The following is a 15,196-nucleotide window of genomic DNA, read 5'->3' on the forward strand; positions in this document are numbered from 1 at the left end:
TCAAAAGGGGTGAGCATTGATGCCCGACGGCTTCGCGGTCGACCTCAACGTGCTCGCAGCGCACGAACGCGAACTCAAAGCGCTGATCGCCGGTCTGCCTGATGCGGCATCGGCAGGTGCCAACCTGTGGAACCCGCAAGCGTTCGGCGTCGTCGGCATGGTCTTCGCCCAAGTGCTCAACCGGTGGACGAACGACGCTGCTGAATACGTCGGCAAGGTCAAGGCCGCTGGCGACAGTGTGGCCGATCGATTCACCGCGATGCGCACGGCATACGACGAGAACGACAAGAGTCTGAAGGACGCGTTCACCAAGTTGCGCGAGGGCATGGACGAGGCGGCGCCATGACCCAGCCGCAGAATCCGCTCAACGCGACAGAGGATTTCGAGGCGTCCAGCCTGCTTCAACCGTCCAATTTCGACAGCGCGACTCAGGCGTGGGACGGCTCCGGTCTGTTCGGCAGTGCCGCCAACACGATCTACGACGGGTTCAACGGCGACTGGGGCGCCTTTGCGGGCGACGCGGTCAGCGTCGGTCTCGACCTGCTCGGCGTTGCGATGAACCCGTTGGGAAGTGTCCTTTCCGGTGTCATCGGCTGGCTGATCGAGCACATCGGATTCCTCAAGGAGCCTCTCGATCTACTCGCCGGCGACCCGGACGCGGTCACAGCGATGGCGGCCACGTGGTCCAGCATCGCTACCCGGATGCAAGAAACCTCAGCCAAATACTCGGACACACTTACCGCGCTCAGCGACGCACATGGTCCAGCCATCGATGCCTATCGCACTGCCGTGAAGGACTTTTCCACCGTAGTGGCCGGTGGCGCCGACCACGCGACGTCCGCCGCCCGCGCGATGACCGTCGCCGCCACGATGGTCGGTGTCGTACGCGGTGCTGTGCGTGACTCGATCGCAACTTTCGCGTCGGATCGCATCATCCGGTTCGCCGCAGCCTCTGCACTGGCTCCGGTCACCTTCGGCGCGTCGCAGGCCGCGTTCATCGCCGAGTCCGTCGCGTCGGGGGCGATCCTCGCTGGGAAGAACGCGAAGAAGGTCAGCAAAGTCATCAAGCAACTGGAGAAGGTGTCCAACGACGCCAAAGAGTCTCGTAACATCATCAAGGGAACAGTCCGCAACCTCGACAAGAGCGTCGGCCAGTACAACCGGGATGCCGTGAAGCACGCCGGTGACTCGTTGCGAATGACGAAGAAGGCCGCAGCGGGAAAGCTCAATCCCAGCGATGCCGACAAGCTCAAGGGTCTCGGCAAACGCGGCGACGAGCTCAAAACCGCACGCACGGAGGCTGGAGAGAAACTCGCGGCGAACCGGAACGACAATCTCCGCGAAGGCAAGCCCATCGGAGACCCGCGCATCGACACGGTCGGTGACCAACTGGAATCCAAGGTTGGCCCCATCACGGTCCCGACGTACCCAAGAATCCTCGCCAACTCGGCGGTACAGGCGTGGAGCGACCAGAGCCATCGGGAGCAGGACGGCCACGCAAAGCAGGACGAGAAAGACAAGGAGTGGCGGGAGCACTGGGAGGCCGAGCGACGCAAAGCGGCCGAGCCGCCCAAGGTTCAGGGGCCACCAGCATCGCCCCAATCGGAGAAGTGGCGCACTGAAGGAGATCTGTGACAGGCGTCTTCCCGCGGCACGCGATGGCGCTGGCGCTCGTCGTGCTCGCTGCAGTGCTCCCCATCTACGTATGGGGCGCCTTGCTCCAATGGGACGCACAGCTCGCCGGGCAAGGATCCACGGACACCTGGGGACAGGTCTGGGAGTACGTCGGCGCCGGTGCAGCGGTCTGGTTGATCATCGCTAGCGCATACGTGGTGTTCTGGCGCAGAGTCACAGTGTGGCCGATGATCACTCTCTTGGCCATCGCGCCGGGCCTCGTACCCGCGGTGATCACGAGCCTGGAGATCGCGAACGACTACCGGACCGAATACCGCCCGGTGATCAGTCTGGGGATCGCCATTGCTTTGGGTGCGGCCTGTTTGGGTTTGTTGCACGCCATTCGCCTGGTCACCACACGACCTGTCACCCACGCGATGATCGCATCACGACTGGAGATCCCGTTCGAGGCAGACGGGCTCAATGCCCGTTTGTGCGTTCAGCACGACCGGCTTGTCCTGGACAGCCTGTTGTCGAGGTGGAAGCGATCCCGTGCCCGTGTCGCAATCCCGTGGACCACGCTGCGCTCGGTGCGACTGGAGCAAGTGGAACACGACACGACATGGCAAGTCCTGGTCTACAACGGCAGTGAGCAGGCTGACGCGCTGGAATACGACATCAGGCCTGGCCTGGCGATAAGGATCGTTGGCACGGCTCGCGAACTCCTGGTACCCGTGTCCGAAAGGGACGGTAAGACGATCGTGGCGGCGATCGAGTCCCGCGCGGCCAACGTCGAGCGTGACGCCGAACCTGCAACTGAGGAAGCGTGGCGCGCCATGGCCGCCCGCAGAAGGACGGGCGCGCTCACCCCTTGGCAGCGCGTAACGAAGGAATACGACCGCACCGACTACCGCCCTTACCGGCTGTTGGTGGTGATCGCCTTCTTGCTCACTCCGCTGTTCACTGCCCTGCTGATCGCCATCGGCCAGGTCACCGAGCTCGGTGACCTCGGTATGGGCACTGGCGGCATGATCGGCTTCGGCGCGATCGGCGTCGTCTTCCTGTTCCTCGTACGCTCGCCGCTCGGCCAGTTCCGCAGATTCATCCGCGCGAACGAGTACGTCGAGGCGTTTCCGGAGCCGTCGAACGTCAGGCGTTGAAACGGAACCCCGCCGTAATTTGAGATGAACCAACTGCCCATCGGGTGAAAGGATTCGCCGCATGTTCTCCGGCGACTTCGAGGTGCACCTGACCGGCTCCGAATGGGAGGTGGACAAGCTCTCAGCGTTTGCCGAGCAGAACGGCGCCAAGTTCAGCCATATCCAGCTTCAGCGCGGCGCGATGCCATCCCAGCCGATGCTGACCGTATCGAGCAACGGCACGCTGGCGGATCTGCATGAGGTCGCGGCGCGGTGGCGTGCCAATCTTGAGGCAGCCGACCTGAGCGTTCTGCGGGTGAAAATCGAGGCAGCGCCATGGAATGAGGGCGTGCCACAGTTCGATGAGGAGGCGCGTGCGGACCTGTACTTCGAACACCACGTGAAGGTGCTACTACCCGTTGGCGGCTTGTCGGCGTTGACGTCGACCGCCCAGCAGCATGAAGCGCACGTTTCGCGCAACGCACGGCGCAAACGCGATGACGGCCGCGAGGAACGGTTTGTCACCCAGCGCTGTCACCGCGTTGGTCGCCTGACTGCCCAGGCTCGACTCGACGCGCTGCTGACGGCATTGCGGGTTGGTTGGTACGAGGTGCTGGAGGTCGAGGAGGAATACGTCGTCCACGACGACGCGCTGCACATTGACCGGGGCTGGCTGGAGCACGACCCAGCGGCGGACTGGCACGCGTCGGGGGATGAGCGGCTGCGGACCGCGCCCGCCGGTACCGAAGGGTTCCCATCGACCTACCTGCCGCTCGCAGTGAAACCGCGACAGGACATCCGGCAGCGCGCCGCGTTCGACCCGGCACTCAAGCATTTTGCGCATGCCTTCCGGGCTGGCGAGCCGGTGTTCGGCAACGACACCGAGGGCGAACGGTGGCTCGCCGCCCGCCGCGCCGCGATGGGGCACACGCTGGCGGTCGTGGCGACCTCACCTTGGGCTGAGCACCTCGTGCTGCGAGGCAGTGTCGTGCTCCGGGCATGGCTCGGCGACGCCGCGCGTGAGCCTGGTGACCTCGACTTCGTGGTCACGCCGCGCACCTTCGCCTCAGACAGCAGCGAGGCAAAAGCGGTTGGCGGCGGTCGGCGGCATTATGGGGCGCTTCAACGAGAAGTTCGCGTTCCTCGCCCTCGTTCTGGCCCTTGCTGGACTGATCGCCGAGATCCGTGCCTGGCAGATCGCGAAGGGCCGTGTCCACCAGGCGGCGGCCGCCGGGCACACGATCAGTGCACTACCTGTCGATCGCGCCGCAGCTGCACGGCCAGCCGTCGCCGTGGATCGGCATCCGGTGAGCCAGCCGCCAGCTAAGTACGGAGTACGACGCCGACGACCTGTTGATCATCTAGCGACATCGCGAGCCCTGGCTGCGCACCAACCATCAACAGCGGGCAAGACGATCGCGATGACGAGGTTATCCGCGAAACGGGAACCTGCTGGCTGTCGGGGCCGTCTCACCAACTGGCCGTGTTGAACTGGTGACGGTTGGTAGGCTTGGTCGGCTGGTAGTCACCAAGGGGAGTGGACAGACATGCCAGAGGGACTGGAGCAGGACCAAGAGCCTGGAACTGCCGAGCAGCAAGTCGACTCGGAGATCGTTCTTGGCCAGGTCGGCGGTGCGATCGCGAGCGCCTTCGATGGCGAGTACGAACACCACTCAGGTGGCGGCGGTGCTGGTGGCTACTACGAGTTCACCAGCCTTGCCGAGCTGGACGGCATCATCGCCCGCGTCAAGGCAGTTCACGAAACCATCCTTACTGATGGGGAGAAATTTCAGCGAGCTGCCGAGCTCGCGCAACCGCCGGCAGCCGACATCATGAGCGTTATGCAAGCCAAGGCAACTCAGCAGTGGCTGATCCGTGCATACGAGCACAATCAGATGTTGCTACAAGTCGCCAACGCCGCCATCCGGAAACTTGAAACGAGCCGCAAGTTGTATGCAAGCACCGAGCAGGGTGTTACATCGGACATGAACAATCAGTACGAGGGCTGAGCAGCCAATATGCGATCGATCAAGCTCCTGGCCGGAACGGCAGTCGTGGTTGCGATGGCATCCGGGTGTACGACGAGCCAAGGCGGCACACCAACGCCGAGTTCAAATACTGGATCTGCTGCGGCCAGTACGTCGGCCACCACATCTGGCAACGACTCGGAGGCACCGCGTGTGTCTGTACCGCTAGACGCCAGCAAGTTTCTGAGTCAGCCCTGCGCGATCCTCGCTCCCGCCCAGTTGAAAGATCTAAACCTCCAGGCACAAGGTAAACCGGACACCGACAGTCAAATAGCGAAGACGTCTGGACCTAGCTGCAGTTGGCGTAACTCGGACGCCTCAGCGAATAGCGTCTCCTTCACGACTGGCAACAAGAATGGTTTGTCGGACACCTATCGAGCGCACCGCCAGGGGCAGTTTGGCGGTTATTTTGAGCCGACAGACGTGACTGGCTACCCCGCAGTGTTCAGGGACATTAAGGATTTTCGAAACAATGGCACTTGCAATCTGACAGTCGGAATCTCAGACACCCTAACGTTCCTGGTAACGGAACAAGGGCCGCTGAAGGGGGCTGCATCCTGCGATCGCGCTAAGCAGGTGGCGTCGCTGGTGATCGAGACGTTGAAGAGGGGTGGGTAAGATGTTCCTTTCAGGCGAGGGCATCTACAACAACTTTCAGCAGGCCCCGGGTGGTGCGGGTCTCAGCAATTCCGCAGCTCTGGTGAACGAGTTGGCGAAGAGCTACAACGCTCAGGCTGACGAGATCAAGAGGCTGGTGGCAGCCACGGAAGCGGTCTGGAAGGGAGATGCTTCCGGGGCAGCGCAGCGGGGATTGGGGCCACTTGCCGTAGAACATGCGTTGGCTGCTCCCGCATTGGCGACAGCGCAAGATCTGACAAACCGGCAGGTTGGGTCCTTCGACGACGCGAAGAATCGGGTTATTCCGGTCCCGCCCGCGCCGGCCAAGGTTGATCCGTTGGCTGCGTTCATGAACCCGGGCTCGTTGGTTACTTATGGGGAGCAGTTGGGCGCACACAAGGCCGCAGCCCAACACAACGTGGACGTGATGCGTGGTTATGAGAATGCGTCCGTTTACAACATGGGCATGCCGGATTCCTTCGGACAGATAGCTGACGACCAGTCAGAAATTCGTGTCGCCACCGGTACACCGACCGGTTCTGGTGGTGGCGACGGCGGCGGGCCAGATCGCCCAGGACCCGGGCAAGGCAACCCGAATTCGCCTGGTGGAAGCGGGGGTCCGTCTGGTGCTGGCGGCTCAGGTCCGACTAACAGTGGCTCTGGCTCAAGCACGGGCAGTTCAGCCGGTAGTGGCGGCAGCCATGTGGTTGCGCCTCCCCAGCCGCAAGGGACAACTCCGGATGGTTTCGTGCCTCCTGCGCCTCCAGTGGGCGTGCCGGGTGGAGTGGGAGGCGCCGGTGGCCCGGTAAGTGGCGTGCCACAAAGTGGTGGCCCCGGCGTTGGCTATCCCGGCGGCGTGATCGGCCCTCTCGGCGTTCCGCATGACGACACGGGCTCGGGTGGACGGAGCGGCTCGGGCGCCGGTACTGGCATGGGTCCAGGCGGCCGAGGCCCAGGTGGCGGCGGACCGGGCACCGGTGGTCCTGGTGCGGGTGGACGTCCCGTTGTTGGCCCGGTCGGCGAACCGATCGCAGGCGCAGGCCCTGGTGCACGCGGCGGCAGCATTGCTGGTCGCGGTGGTCCTGGTGGGGTGCCGATGGGCGCCGTACCGGGCAAGGGACAAGGCAGCGAGGACGAGGAGCATGAGCGCGCGTCGTTCTTGCAGGAGCCGGACCCGGAAAGCGTGTTCGGCACCGATGAGATCACGGCACCGCCGGTGATCGGCGGGCAGCCATAGCGGGCTGACCGGCTCTGGGGGCCACGTTCGCACACTAGGAAGGATCGACCGGGTGTTGTGGCCACGGCCGATGCGGGTCGCGCTGAACACGCTCATGAGACTGGTGCGCGCCGAGAACATCGGCGAACTGCCCGATGTACTGACTCCCGCAGCAGGCTGGCAACCGGAGGCTGAGGAGAAAGCTCTGGACGGCCAGTTGCGGGAAGAGTGCACGCGGCTGGGGTGGTTTGATCAGCGTGGCCGTCTGGATGTAGACGTGGCTGCAGCGCTGTCGGTGTTGTGCCGCCCGACCATCGAATACTCGGGATGGATCACCGTTGGCGACACGACTGCGGGGGTGATCGTGGCCGCAACCGGCCGTTCGGCGCTACTGGCCATCGAGCAGGACGGTTGGGTATCACTGCGGTCGGTCGGATCGGCGAGTCTCCCTCGGGTGCTGGTAGCGCAAACCCCGGATGTCGGGGCGGGTAGGGGTGAGCCTTTCCGGGTGCGGCGCGCGGACGTGCTGGCGTTCGACGGCGGACAACATCGACCGCACGGCGGAGTGGCGGTTCATCCGGTGCCGTTGGAAGTTCGACGACTACACGAGATCGCCGCACTGGGCCGGACTGGAGGCGGCGAGTTCCGCGTCGCGGTCAGGGATGGAGTCGGACGACGCCATGTTGCGTCGAACACCGTGTCGTATGTGGACACTGTTGTTGGGCGATATGTAACCCTGGCCAGGATGGTGAATGGCGAGGTCGAGATGTTCATCGCACCAGCGGACCACCGTGCGCTGGTCGCGCGGCTCCTCGAAGTTCATCGGTCACTGACTGACTGAGCCACCCCACTATCCATCTGTCCAGAGTGGATAGTCGACGCCAGGCAGCCGGTTGGCCATCAACTCCATACAGCGCGAGCATCGTCGACAAGCACCAGAGGCCACGTTTTCGTCAGTGACATCGGCGATGAGCAGACAGCCGCAGATTGCGAAGCCCACTACGGAGCCATCTTCGGCTTGGTCAGCGACGGGTTGTCCCGCACGGGTTTCCCGGACGTGCGCACAGTTGGGTTCAACGATGCCTCGCCCCCAGAAAACGGGAATGCCGCTCGGTAGCTCTGCAGTCATCGACTGATGCCCTTCGTCGCGGCGCGACGGCTCACAAGCACAGACGGGGCACTGGTTCCGGTCGATGCTGGGTGCACTGTCGAGTGGCACGCAGGCGGCGCCGCAGCGCGCGAACCACAGTGGAATGCCGGCAAAATCGATCGGCGTCGTGTTGTCGATGACGTGCACCAGCCGTCGGAACACGCCGGTAGCGAACATGGCGTCAATCCCTAACCCCTTCCTGGCCGCGTTGTGCGTCGACGGTCTTCGTCTGCAGCACGGCCTGCTCAGCGACCGCTAGGTACAACCCCGCCAACTGTTGCCAGTCCTCGACTGTCATCTGTCGCGAGTGGATTTGCAGCGCTTTGGCCGGTGCCCGCTTGGCCAGTTGCAAGATCGCCGCGGCCAGATCGACCTGTTCAGGGGTGGGGCGTCCGATTCAACGCGGCTGCGTGAATCGGCCAACGCCAATAGAGCGGCCTCGATCTCCGCAAACGTCACGACGCCCGCCCCATCGACTGATCATCATGGCCGTGGTTGTCGAGTCGGCGGCACCAACGAAGTTCGGTTACGTCAAGCTCGGGAACCGATTTGGCATGTGCTGCAACGCATTGGCTCATACCCGCCGTCTCCGGTCCGCCAGTCCAGACCACCCGGTACACACGAAGTTCGCGCTCATAACGGACTTCTACGTGCACACCACTTGCGCGGGTCAACAGACTGGCCAGCCGTCGAGCACTGCGCGCTCTCACGGACAAGGCAAGCCACGTCCCTTCACAGGCTCGACACGCGGACACAGGGAGCGCTCGCGACCTTCAGCCCCCGGAACCTGGGCAGGAAACGGGGGCCTCCGGCCGCCAGGGCGAGCAGTCAGTGACTACTCCCGCTGACAGACCTATCATACGTCACGTATATACGTGGTGCTACCCATCGATCAGGGGACGGTGGGACACGTGGTGAAAGAGGAGACTGTTCGCACCGTTACGAGAAGGTGGAGGACATGGAGGCTGATCTCGGCCCAGGCGCACGGCGCCGCTACCTCGGCAAGGTGCTCAGGCGGCTGCGCGACGAGCGCGGATTGACCGCCGCTGAAGTGGCCAAACGGATGCGCGCCAGCCAACCGACGCTGACCAGGATCGAAGGCGGTCGGAACGCCATCCTCCCGCGCCACGTCTACCGGCTCTTGGAGATCTACGAGATCGACGACGAACAGACCGATCGGCTGATGCGCGTCGCCGAACAAGCCAACCAGCGCGGATGGTGGGAGCCGTTCTCCGACATCATGCCCGACTGGCTGGAGATCCTCACCATGCTGGAACCGGACGCGGACATGATCTGTACCTACGAATCCGAGTTCGTGCCGGGCCTGCTTCAGACCGAGGACTACGCACGAGCCATTCGGCGCGCTGCCCGACTTGGCGACGTGGACGGACAGGTAGAGCGATTTGTCCAACTCCGCACAGAAAGACAACAACGCATCGGCGACAAGCCAATAACCGCCATCATCAACGAAGCCGTCGTCCGCCGGATGGTCGGTGGCAAAGAGGTAATGCACGCTCAAGTCCAGCGGCTGGTGGACGAAAGCACGACCGGTCGAGTCGACCTTCGCATGATCCCGTTCGACGCCGGCGCACATCCTGGGATGAAGGGCTCCTTCATCATGCTCAGGTTTCCAGACACCGGCGAGGAGATGGACCTCGTCTACGTAGAGACGGAACGCGGCGGGATGTACCTGGAACGACCCGCGGACCTCCTCCGCTACGGCGATGTGTTCACTGGCCTACTCGATCTTGCTCTCACTCGCGAGGAAACCGTCACGTTCCTGGCTACCCTGGTCACGAAGCTGTGAACCTGGGCAACTGGAAGGGGTTCGGGTATGACCGACCTCTCAAACGTGACATGGCGAAAGAGCAGCTGCAGCAGCGGCAACGGCGCATGTGTCGAGCTGGCGAACGTGGGTGCAGTGCGAGACAGCAAGAATCCTGACGGGCCAGTGCTGACCGTCGACATCAGCCAACTCATCGCGGCAATCAAGTCTGGTCGCTATGGCGATTAGCCCGAACGGGTAGGACGGGACTGTTCCGACTCTGACGCACCTCGCTGGCCTTATCGTGAGCAGTGGCTTACGGGGAGTGACAGGCGGCCAAAGGGGTGGGCATGCCAGAACCTGCTGATCACGTGCGGGTGACACCGGACACGTTAAGAGCTGTGGCGCACGAGATTCTGGATCTCGCCGACGCCACGCACCATCACGCCCGGCTGTTGGGTGGCGCGCAAGACAACCTGAATGGCGCACCGCCTGGGTTGGACAGCCCTCGGGCACACGCTGACGTGGAATCCGGGTGGCAGCAGGCACTGCACACGCTGAACACGAAGATCGCCGTCGATGCCGATACGTTGCTACTGAACGCCGAGGCCTACGCAGCCAACGAACTGCGCACGACGCGCAGTATGCGGGTCATCTGATGGCCACCTACGACGATCTGATTCGGGTTGATCCGAACGCGTACGCCGAAGAAGCCCGCAACTGGCAGAAGGCCGCCGATGGTATCCGCGACCGCGGCAACGATCTCGACCAGAAGATCAAGAAACTCGAGGAATGGCAGGGCGCGGCGGCCGACGCCGCGAAGGCCAAGCTGGCTGGATATCGCAAGCAGTACGCAGACGCAGCCGCGACTATGGCTCAGATTCCCCCAGTCCTGAACGATGCGGCGCAACGATTCGGTCGTGCCCGGAGCGAGGCGTTTCGGCTGATCGACGAAGCACGCAAGGCAGCATGGGACTTCGACCGGGATGGCAAAGTCATAACGCCGGGTCCGCCGCCAGTGTCGATGGCCGGCTTGGAGCTCGAAGCCGGTCGACTGCAAGACGCCATGCGCGCCCAGATCGACGAATGCTCACGAGCAGATGCGGACACGGCGAACGCATTGCGGCGGCTGTCCGCACAGTCCGCAGGCCTCGCCGCGCCAGACCAAGCCACAATCGCCGCCGCCGCAACCGCAATCCCGCCCCGGACGACCGCGCCCACCGAGGTCAAGAAATGGTGGGACTCGCTCTCCCCCATGCAACAAGAATCGTTGCTGTTCACGCACGCCGCGGAAATCGGAGCGCTCGACGGCGTGCCAGCCGTGGTGCGAGATCGAGCCAACCGCAACAGGCTCGTCGAGCTGCAAGGCCAACTGGAAGCCGAAAAGCAGCGCCTGGAAGCCAGAGGCGGGCAGTTGAGCCCGCAGGAACGGGACAGGCTCGGCGAGATTGACGGCAAGCTGAAGGGCATCCTGGCCATCGCAGGCAGGCTCAACTCGGGTGACGCCACCCAGCAGCAAGCATTCCTCTTGGGGATCGACACGGCGGTCAACGGTCGCGCGATCATCGCGATGGGAAACCCAGACACTGCAGCCAATGTGTGCACCTATGTGCCAGGCACAGGCGCCAAACTCGCCGGCGCCAGCGGCGAAATGGAACGCGCGGATCGGATGAACACGGCAGCAACCAGGGCTGGTTCGCCATCGACGTCCACAATCGCGTGGATCGGATACGACGCACCACAAAGCATCTTCCCAGAAGCCGGAAGCGAGAGTTACGCCGAGGGCGCGAGGAAAGACCTGGACCGCTTCCAAGACGGGCTTCGCGCGACCCACGAAGGGCAGCGATCACACAACGTTGTGCTTGGCCACAGCTACGGCACCACCGTGGTCGGACATGCGGCCCACCATGAACGCCTCGACGTCGATGGTGTCGTATTGCTTGGCAGTCCAGGACTTGGGTGGGAGGTAGGCAACGCGAAGGATCTGAACCTGCCGCCCGAGCACGTATACGCCACTACAGCCGAGAACGATTCGATCAAGAACACCAATATTCCGGACAGCTACAACGACCCGGTGTCTCAAGCCGCCGACCCGCTCGGCCGAGATCCAGCGGATCCACGCTTCGGCGGTCAAGTCTTCACGTCCAGCCCTGGCACACCCGGCGGGATACTTGGCAGTGGCACCGGTGAGGCCCACAGCCAATATTGGGACCAGGACAAGCTGGCCTTGCCGAACATCGGCAAGATCATCGCTGGACAACGCCCGGATTAGGACATGAACAGCCGACTCGCACACCACGCCGCCCTCGCAGCGATTCTCCTACTGCTCAGCTCATGTTCTGCCCCAAGATCGGACGTCCCCGTGAAGAACACGATCACCCAGCAGGAAGCGAACAACCGAGCCGAAAAGTACCCACAGGACGCGGCCGCAAGCCTGACACCACCACCGCGGCTCGAACTGCTCTCCCGATTCGACAACAGCGAATGCAACGACCCAACAGACAACGGCCCTCTAGGCCGCGTCTACGTCAGCCGCAGTTACTGGCTCCGGGATGTCCCACGCGAGCGCAACGCCGAAGTCGTCGAAGGACTTGTGCGTTGGTGGACGCAACACGACTTCGTGGTCATTGCCGACAAACGCCCTAAAGAGAACTGGATCTCCGTAGAGAGTAAGACAGACGGCTTCAGCATGTCCATCCAGGAGACCCCAACTGGGGACCTTTCGCTCGGCGCCACCTCTCCCTGCGTTTGGCCGAACGGAACACCCGCACCCAAACCAGGCTCGGCCAACTAACTCGTAGCCGACCGTCGCGCTCAATTGCTACGGGCCGGTTATGCGGGCACGGCAGTGGCATTGATCGAGTGCATCGTCGTGATCATCGCTTCCATGTCCGTCTCGTGGAAGATCTCCTCCGGACCCGCGGGAATGATGACCGTGAACGGTGGCTGATACATGATGTCAACCGTCATCGTGCCATTGTGCGCGAAGTAGTCGATCATCTCGTTGACGAAGCGGAGTTGGGCCGAGGTAAAGGTCTTGCCCGCCTGGAACTTACTGAAGGCAGCCGCAACGGCCTGCCGGTCGAGTCCGGTGAGCGACCGAAGGAACAAGCCAAAACCACCAGAGTTTGCCTTCGCGCGGTTGATCTCGGCCTCGGTACCGATCCCGGACTCGATGAAAATTCGTTCGAGCTCCTCAAGATCGGTAATAGTGATCTGCCGGTTGCGACGCAGCTGGATACTGGAACGGTGCGCACACCAACGTGGCGTACAAGTTCAACGCGCACACGAATCACATGGTCGCGGTCGTGCCAGCGCGCCGGTAGCCGCGACATCGCGAGTTCGGCCCGTCGCCGCGCCCGCCGGTGCTGCTCGTCGGTGAGCAGTTCACCATCAAGCACCGGCCCGACCGCCTCGACCTCGCCAACGCTGGCGACCATTGGCGGCGTGCCCACACCAGGGATTGGCACGACGTCCCCCAACTCGTCGTTTCGCTGGCTTGAAGTCATCGCCGATCACCACCAGCCTCGTCAGTGCTGGTGCGGCTCATCGCCAGCAGCGCGAACCCGCAGACCACCATCAAGCCGTCGAGCACCAACGGCCCCACTGCAGCCGTCAGCGGTCCGTATTGCCACGCCAACAACACGCCCCGTAGATGCCCGTACGAGATGACCGCCGAGCCGATCGCGACAGCCCCGGCTCCCCCGAACCGAGCCAGACTCCACAGAGCCCCTTTGGACCAGCGGATGCGAGACAGCGCCTCCACGGCAAGCATCAGTCCAATTGGCCACACCGCAGCCCCGGCCTGCGTGCAATTCCCGGTGACCAGCCAGGCGGCTCGTGGGCTGCTGGCAACCAGACATGCAGCACGTTGGCCGCGATCGACATCACCGAGCCGAATACGAACCCGGCCCATGCGACCAGCCGACCGCCAGATGGGAACGGAGTCGGTCCGTGATCACCAGCGCTGGTGACTCGGTCAGCGGCTGGCGATCCCACCTCGCCAGGGCTGGCGAGGTGGCTCGCAGCTAGTTCGCCGACCGCTACCCGCCGGTCCGAATCGGCACTGCCTTCGCTGGTGTTCTCGGCCGCCAATTCCGCCAGCACTTTGCGGACCGCATGATCGGTCGCGCCCGTCAACCTCACCAGCGTCGGCCGCCCCCGCGTCGGCTGGCCGGCCTCGCGCGCCGCGTCGAGTGCCTGGCGGACCTGGGTCACCAGCTCACCGTTGGTCACGGTCACTGAGCACCTCCCGCCGAGCCGGTGGCGGCCGGGTGGCAGCGCGGGCATAGGACCGAACGAGTGCGGTCGGTATCCAGCCACACCATCCGGGCCGAGACTGGATCACCGGACCGGGCATCGCACTGGCCGCAGGGTGGCGGGAACGGCGACAAACGGTTTCCTAGATGGTTAAGGACGTTTCGGGGGCAAGCTTTGCTCCTCGTGGGGACGCTGTTTGCCCCTCGCGTCGGCATTGTCTGCCCCTCGTCCTGCTCAACGGAGGGCAAACTCTGCCCCTCGGCAACCGAGTTGTCCACAGTGGCCTCGGCGCGATGCACTGCAAGGTTGTACCCGTTGGGGCGTCGGTCCGCCCGTTTCACTACGCGGCAACGATTTCCGGGTCCGAGGGATGGATCAAATCCAGTTCTTCCAGCGTCCGCAAGGCATAGCGAACTGACCGCTCAGACAACCGCGTGTACCGCGCCAACCTTGCCAACGAAGGAAAGGCGTTGCGGCCGTCTGGATCAGCGTGGTTGGCGAGCCCGACCAGCACTATCGCCAGACTGGACGAGTCTCGCCGGTCACGAGGGATTGGGGCGGCGTTGAGCGCCCAGTGGATTGCTTCAATGCTCACCAGACAACCGTCTCGGACAGTGTGTACAGCTCCGCTGCCTCGGCCTCGGTGAACCCGATCGTGCCGGTCCGGCGACAGAGATCAACCTGAACCGCGACCCGGCCATGGAACCCGTCACGGGCCTCGGTTTCGTTGGTGCCCATCGCGGTGGCGACCTGCGACCACGAGTCCACCATGCCGAACCGCAGCAGATCGGCGACCACACACCGCCGATCTGCAGTGACCTCCTGCGCGATCCGGACTCCGTAGGCGAGGTCGGCGAACAGGTCGTCGGGATCGAGATCCCCGGCGTTGGTGTGCCCGGCCAATAGGGATTGCGTGCGGGCGTTGGACCAGTGCTCCACCAGCGTGCTCACGGACTGGTGAGGAATGTCGTGCGGACTACGGAATCGCTTGTGGACCAGGCGAGTGAAGGTGATTGGGGCGCATTTCAACGCATCCCGCAGGCTGGCAGACTCTTCGTCCACGGGGGCTCCATCCCGTCGGAGGCCCCGGTTCGCGGGTTCAGCGCTTGCCGGGGCCGACCTGAAGTCGGACCCGCGCGGCCGTCCGTGCTACGTGCGGGAAGCCTCGCGGGCTTCCGACACGGTCACGACCAGGGCAATAGCAAAGTCGTTGTTGCTGTTCAGGGGGTAGATGCGGCCAGGAGCGGGAGGATTCTCATGCGGTCGGCGGCGATCCATTCCAGGGTGCGTTTGATCTCGGTGAGTCCAGCCAGGCGGATCAGGCCGATGGCCAGATTGCGGAGCATGGCCATGGCGTGAGCACCGTTGCCGGTGTAGGCGTGCTGGTGGTCCTCAGAGGGCATCTGA

General features: G+C 63.7%; 20 protein-coding genes. 13 read left to right on the plus strand and 7 right to left on the minus strand.

The window, feature by feature from the left end; genetic code table 11:
* The first annotated feature begins 19 nt into the window (after window positions 1–19).
* The 8 genes from LWC34_RS37835 to LWC34_RS37865 all read left to right on the plus strand — a co-directional run bounded on the left by LWC34_RS37835 (window position 20) and on the right by LWC34_RS37865 (window position 7,455).
* On the plus strand, window positions 20–346 hold the full coding sequence (locus LWC34_RS37835; RefSeq protein WP_233730027.1) for a hypothetical protein: 327 nt from the start codon (window positions 20–22) through the stop codon (window positions 344–346).
* A complete protein-coding gene (locus LWC34_RS37840) occupies window positions 343–1,635 on the plus strand; it encodes a hypothetical protein (RefSeq protein ID WP_233730028.1) in 1,293 nt (430 codons plus the stop codon). The genes LWC34_RS37835 and LWC34_RS37840 overlap by 4 nt, the downstream gene beginning before the upstream one ends.
* Window positions 1,632–2,774, plus strand: a complete 1,143-nt coding sequence (locus LWC34_RS37845) for a hypothetical protein (protein ID WP_233730029.1) — start codon at window positions 1,632–1,634, stop codon at window positions 2,772–2,774. The genes LWC34_RS37840 and LWC34_RS37845 overlap by 4 nt, the downstream gene beginning before the upstream one ends.
* A gap of 61 nt (window positions 2,775–2,835) precedes the next feature.
* Window positions 2,836–4,080: a nucleotidyl transferase AbiEii/AbiGii toxin family protein gene (locus LWC34_RS37850; RefSeq protein WP_233730030.1), complete on the plus strand. Its 1,245-nt coding sequence runs from the start codon at window positions 2,836–2,838 to the stop codon at window positions 4,078–4,080.
* A 220-nt stretch (window positions 4,081–4,300) separates the two neighbouring features.
* Entirely contained in the window at window positions 4,301–4,762 is a 462-nt protein-coding gene (locus LWC34_RS37855; RefSeq protein ID WP_233730031.1) for a hypothetical protein, read from the plus strand.
* A 54-nt stretch (window positions 4,763–4,816) separates the two neighbouring features.
* Window positions 4,817–5,398, plus strand: a complete 582-nt coding sequence (locus LWC34_RS59045; protein WP_372496755.1) for a DUF3558 domain-containing protein — start codon at window positions 4,817–4,819, stop codon at window positions 5,396–5,398.
* 856 nt (window positions 5,399–6,254) lie between these two features.
* Window positions 6,255–6,635, plus strand: a complete 381-nt coding sequence (locus LWC34_RS37860) for a hypothetical protein (protein ID WP_233731040.1) — start codon at window positions 6,255–6,257, stop codon at window positions 6,633–6,635.
* A gap of 52 nt (window positions 6,636–6,687) precedes the next feature.
* Window positions 6,688–7,455, plus strand: a complete 768-nt coding sequence (locus LWC34_RS37865; RefSeq protein ID WP_233730032.1) for an ESX secretion-associated protein EspG — start codon at window positions 6,688–6,690, stop codon at window positions 7,453–7,455.
* Between the two features lie 9 nt (window positions 7,456–7,464).
* Here the strand turns inward: LWC34_RS37865 and LWC34_RS37870 are convergent, their stop codons facing one another.
* On the minus strand, window positions 7,465–7,941 hold the full coding sequence (locus tag LWC34_RS37870; RefSeq protein ID WP_233730033.1) for a hypothetical protein: 477 nt from the start codon (window positions 7,939–7,941) through the stop codon (window positions 7,465–7,467).
* A 781-nt stretch (window positions 7,942–8,722) separates the two neighbouring features.
* On the opposite strand from LWC34_RS37870, the gene LWC34_RS37875 reads away from it, so the two are divergent.
* The 5 genes from LWC34_RS37875 (at window position 8,723) to LWC34_RS37895 (ending at window position 12,323) form a co-directional block, all read left to right on the plus strand.
* Window positions 8,723–9,571, plus strand: a complete 849-nt coding sequence (locus tag LWC34_RS37875) for a helix-turn-helix domain-containing protein (protein WP_233730034.1) — start codon at window positions 8,723–8,725, stop codon at window positions 9,569–9,571.
* 27 nt (window positions 9,572–9,598) lie between these two features.
* Window positions 9,599–9,778: a DUF397 domain-containing protein gene (locus tag LWC34_RS37880; protein WP_233730035.1), complete on the plus strand. Its 180-nt coding sequence runs from the start codon at window positions 9,599–9,601 to the stop codon at window positions 9,776–9,778.
* Between the two features lie 101 nt (window positions 9,779–9,879).
* On the plus strand, window positions 9,880–10,188 hold the full coding sequence (locus LWC34_RS37885; RefSeq protein ID WP_233730036.1) for a hypothetical protein: 309 nt from the start codon (window positions 9,880–9,882) through the stop codon (window positions 10,186–10,188).
* Window positions 10,188–11,801, plus strand: a complete 1,614-nt coding sequence (locus LWC34_RS37890; RefSeq protein ID WP_233730037.1) for an alpha/beta hydrolase — start codon at window positions 10,188–10,190, stop codon at window positions 11,799–11,801. The genes LWC34_RS37885 and LWC34_RS37890 overlap by 1 nt, the downstream gene beginning before the upstream one ends.
* Before the next feature lie 90 nt (window positions 11,802–11,891).
* A complete protein-coding gene (locus LWC34_RS37895; RefSeq protein WP_233730038.1) occupies window positions 11,892–12,323 on the plus strand; it encodes a hypothetical protein in 432 nt (143 codons plus the stop codon).
* Window positions 12,324–12,361: 38 nt separating this feature from the next.
* On the opposite strand, the gene LWC34_RS37900 is transcribed toward LWC34_RS37895, so the two are convergent.
* The 6 genes from LWC34_RS37900 to LWC34_RS37925 form a co-directional block, all read right to left on the minus strand.
* Window positions 12,362–12,769, minus strand: a complete 408-nt coding sequence (locus tag LWC34_RS37900) for a type I restriction-modification enzyme R subunit C-terminal domain-containing protein (RefSeq protein WP_308200214.1) — start codon at window positions 12,767–12,769, stop codon at window positions 12,362–12,364.
* A 265-nt stretch (window positions 12,770–13,034) separates the two neighbouring features.
* The gene (locus tag LWC34_RS37905) at window positions 13,035–13,304 is read right to left on the minus strand and encodes a DUF2637 domain-containing protein (protein ID WP_233730039.1); all 270 of its coding nucleotides are present in this window, start codon (window positions 13,302–13,304) and stop codon (window positions 13,035–13,037) included.
* Window positions 13,304–13,771 carry a hypothetical protein gene (locus LWC34_RS37910; protein WP_233730040.1) on the minus strand — a complete coding sequence of 156 codons (468 nt, stop codon included), beginning with the start codon at window positions 13,769–13,771 and terminating at the stop codon, window positions 13,304–13,306. Before LWC34_RS37910 ends, LWC34_RS37905 begins: the two co-directional genes overlap by 1 nt.
* Window positions 13,772–14,129: 358 nt before the next feature.
* Entirely contained in the window at window positions 14,130–14,384 is a 255-nt protein-coding gene (locus LWC34_RS37915) for a helix-turn-helix domain-containing protein (RefSeq protein ID WP_233730041.1), read from the minus strand.
* The gene (locus LWC34_RS37920; protein WP_233730042.1) at window positions 14,381–14,851 is read right to left on the minus strand and encodes a hypothetical protein; all 471 of its coding nucleotides are present in this window, start codon (window positions 14,849–14,851) and stop codon (window positions 14,381–14,383) included. Before LWC34_RS37920 ends, LWC34_RS37915 begins: the two co-directional genes overlap by 4 nt.
* A 158-nt stretch (window positions 14,852–15,009) precedes the next feature.
* Window positions 15,010–15,192 (minus strand): hypothetical protein, encoded by a 183-nt coding sequence (locus LWC34_RS37925; protein ID WP_233730043.1) that lies wholly within the window; start codon window positions 15,190–15,192, stop codon window positions 15,010–15,012.
* Window positions 15,193–15,196: the final 4 nt, after the last annotated feature.

It is taken from the genome of Kibdelosporangium philippinense, from assembly GCF_021390435.2.
GTDB lineage: Bacteria > Actinomycetota > Actinomycetes > Mycobacteriales > Pseudonocardiaceae > Kibdelosporangium > Kibdelosporangium philippinense.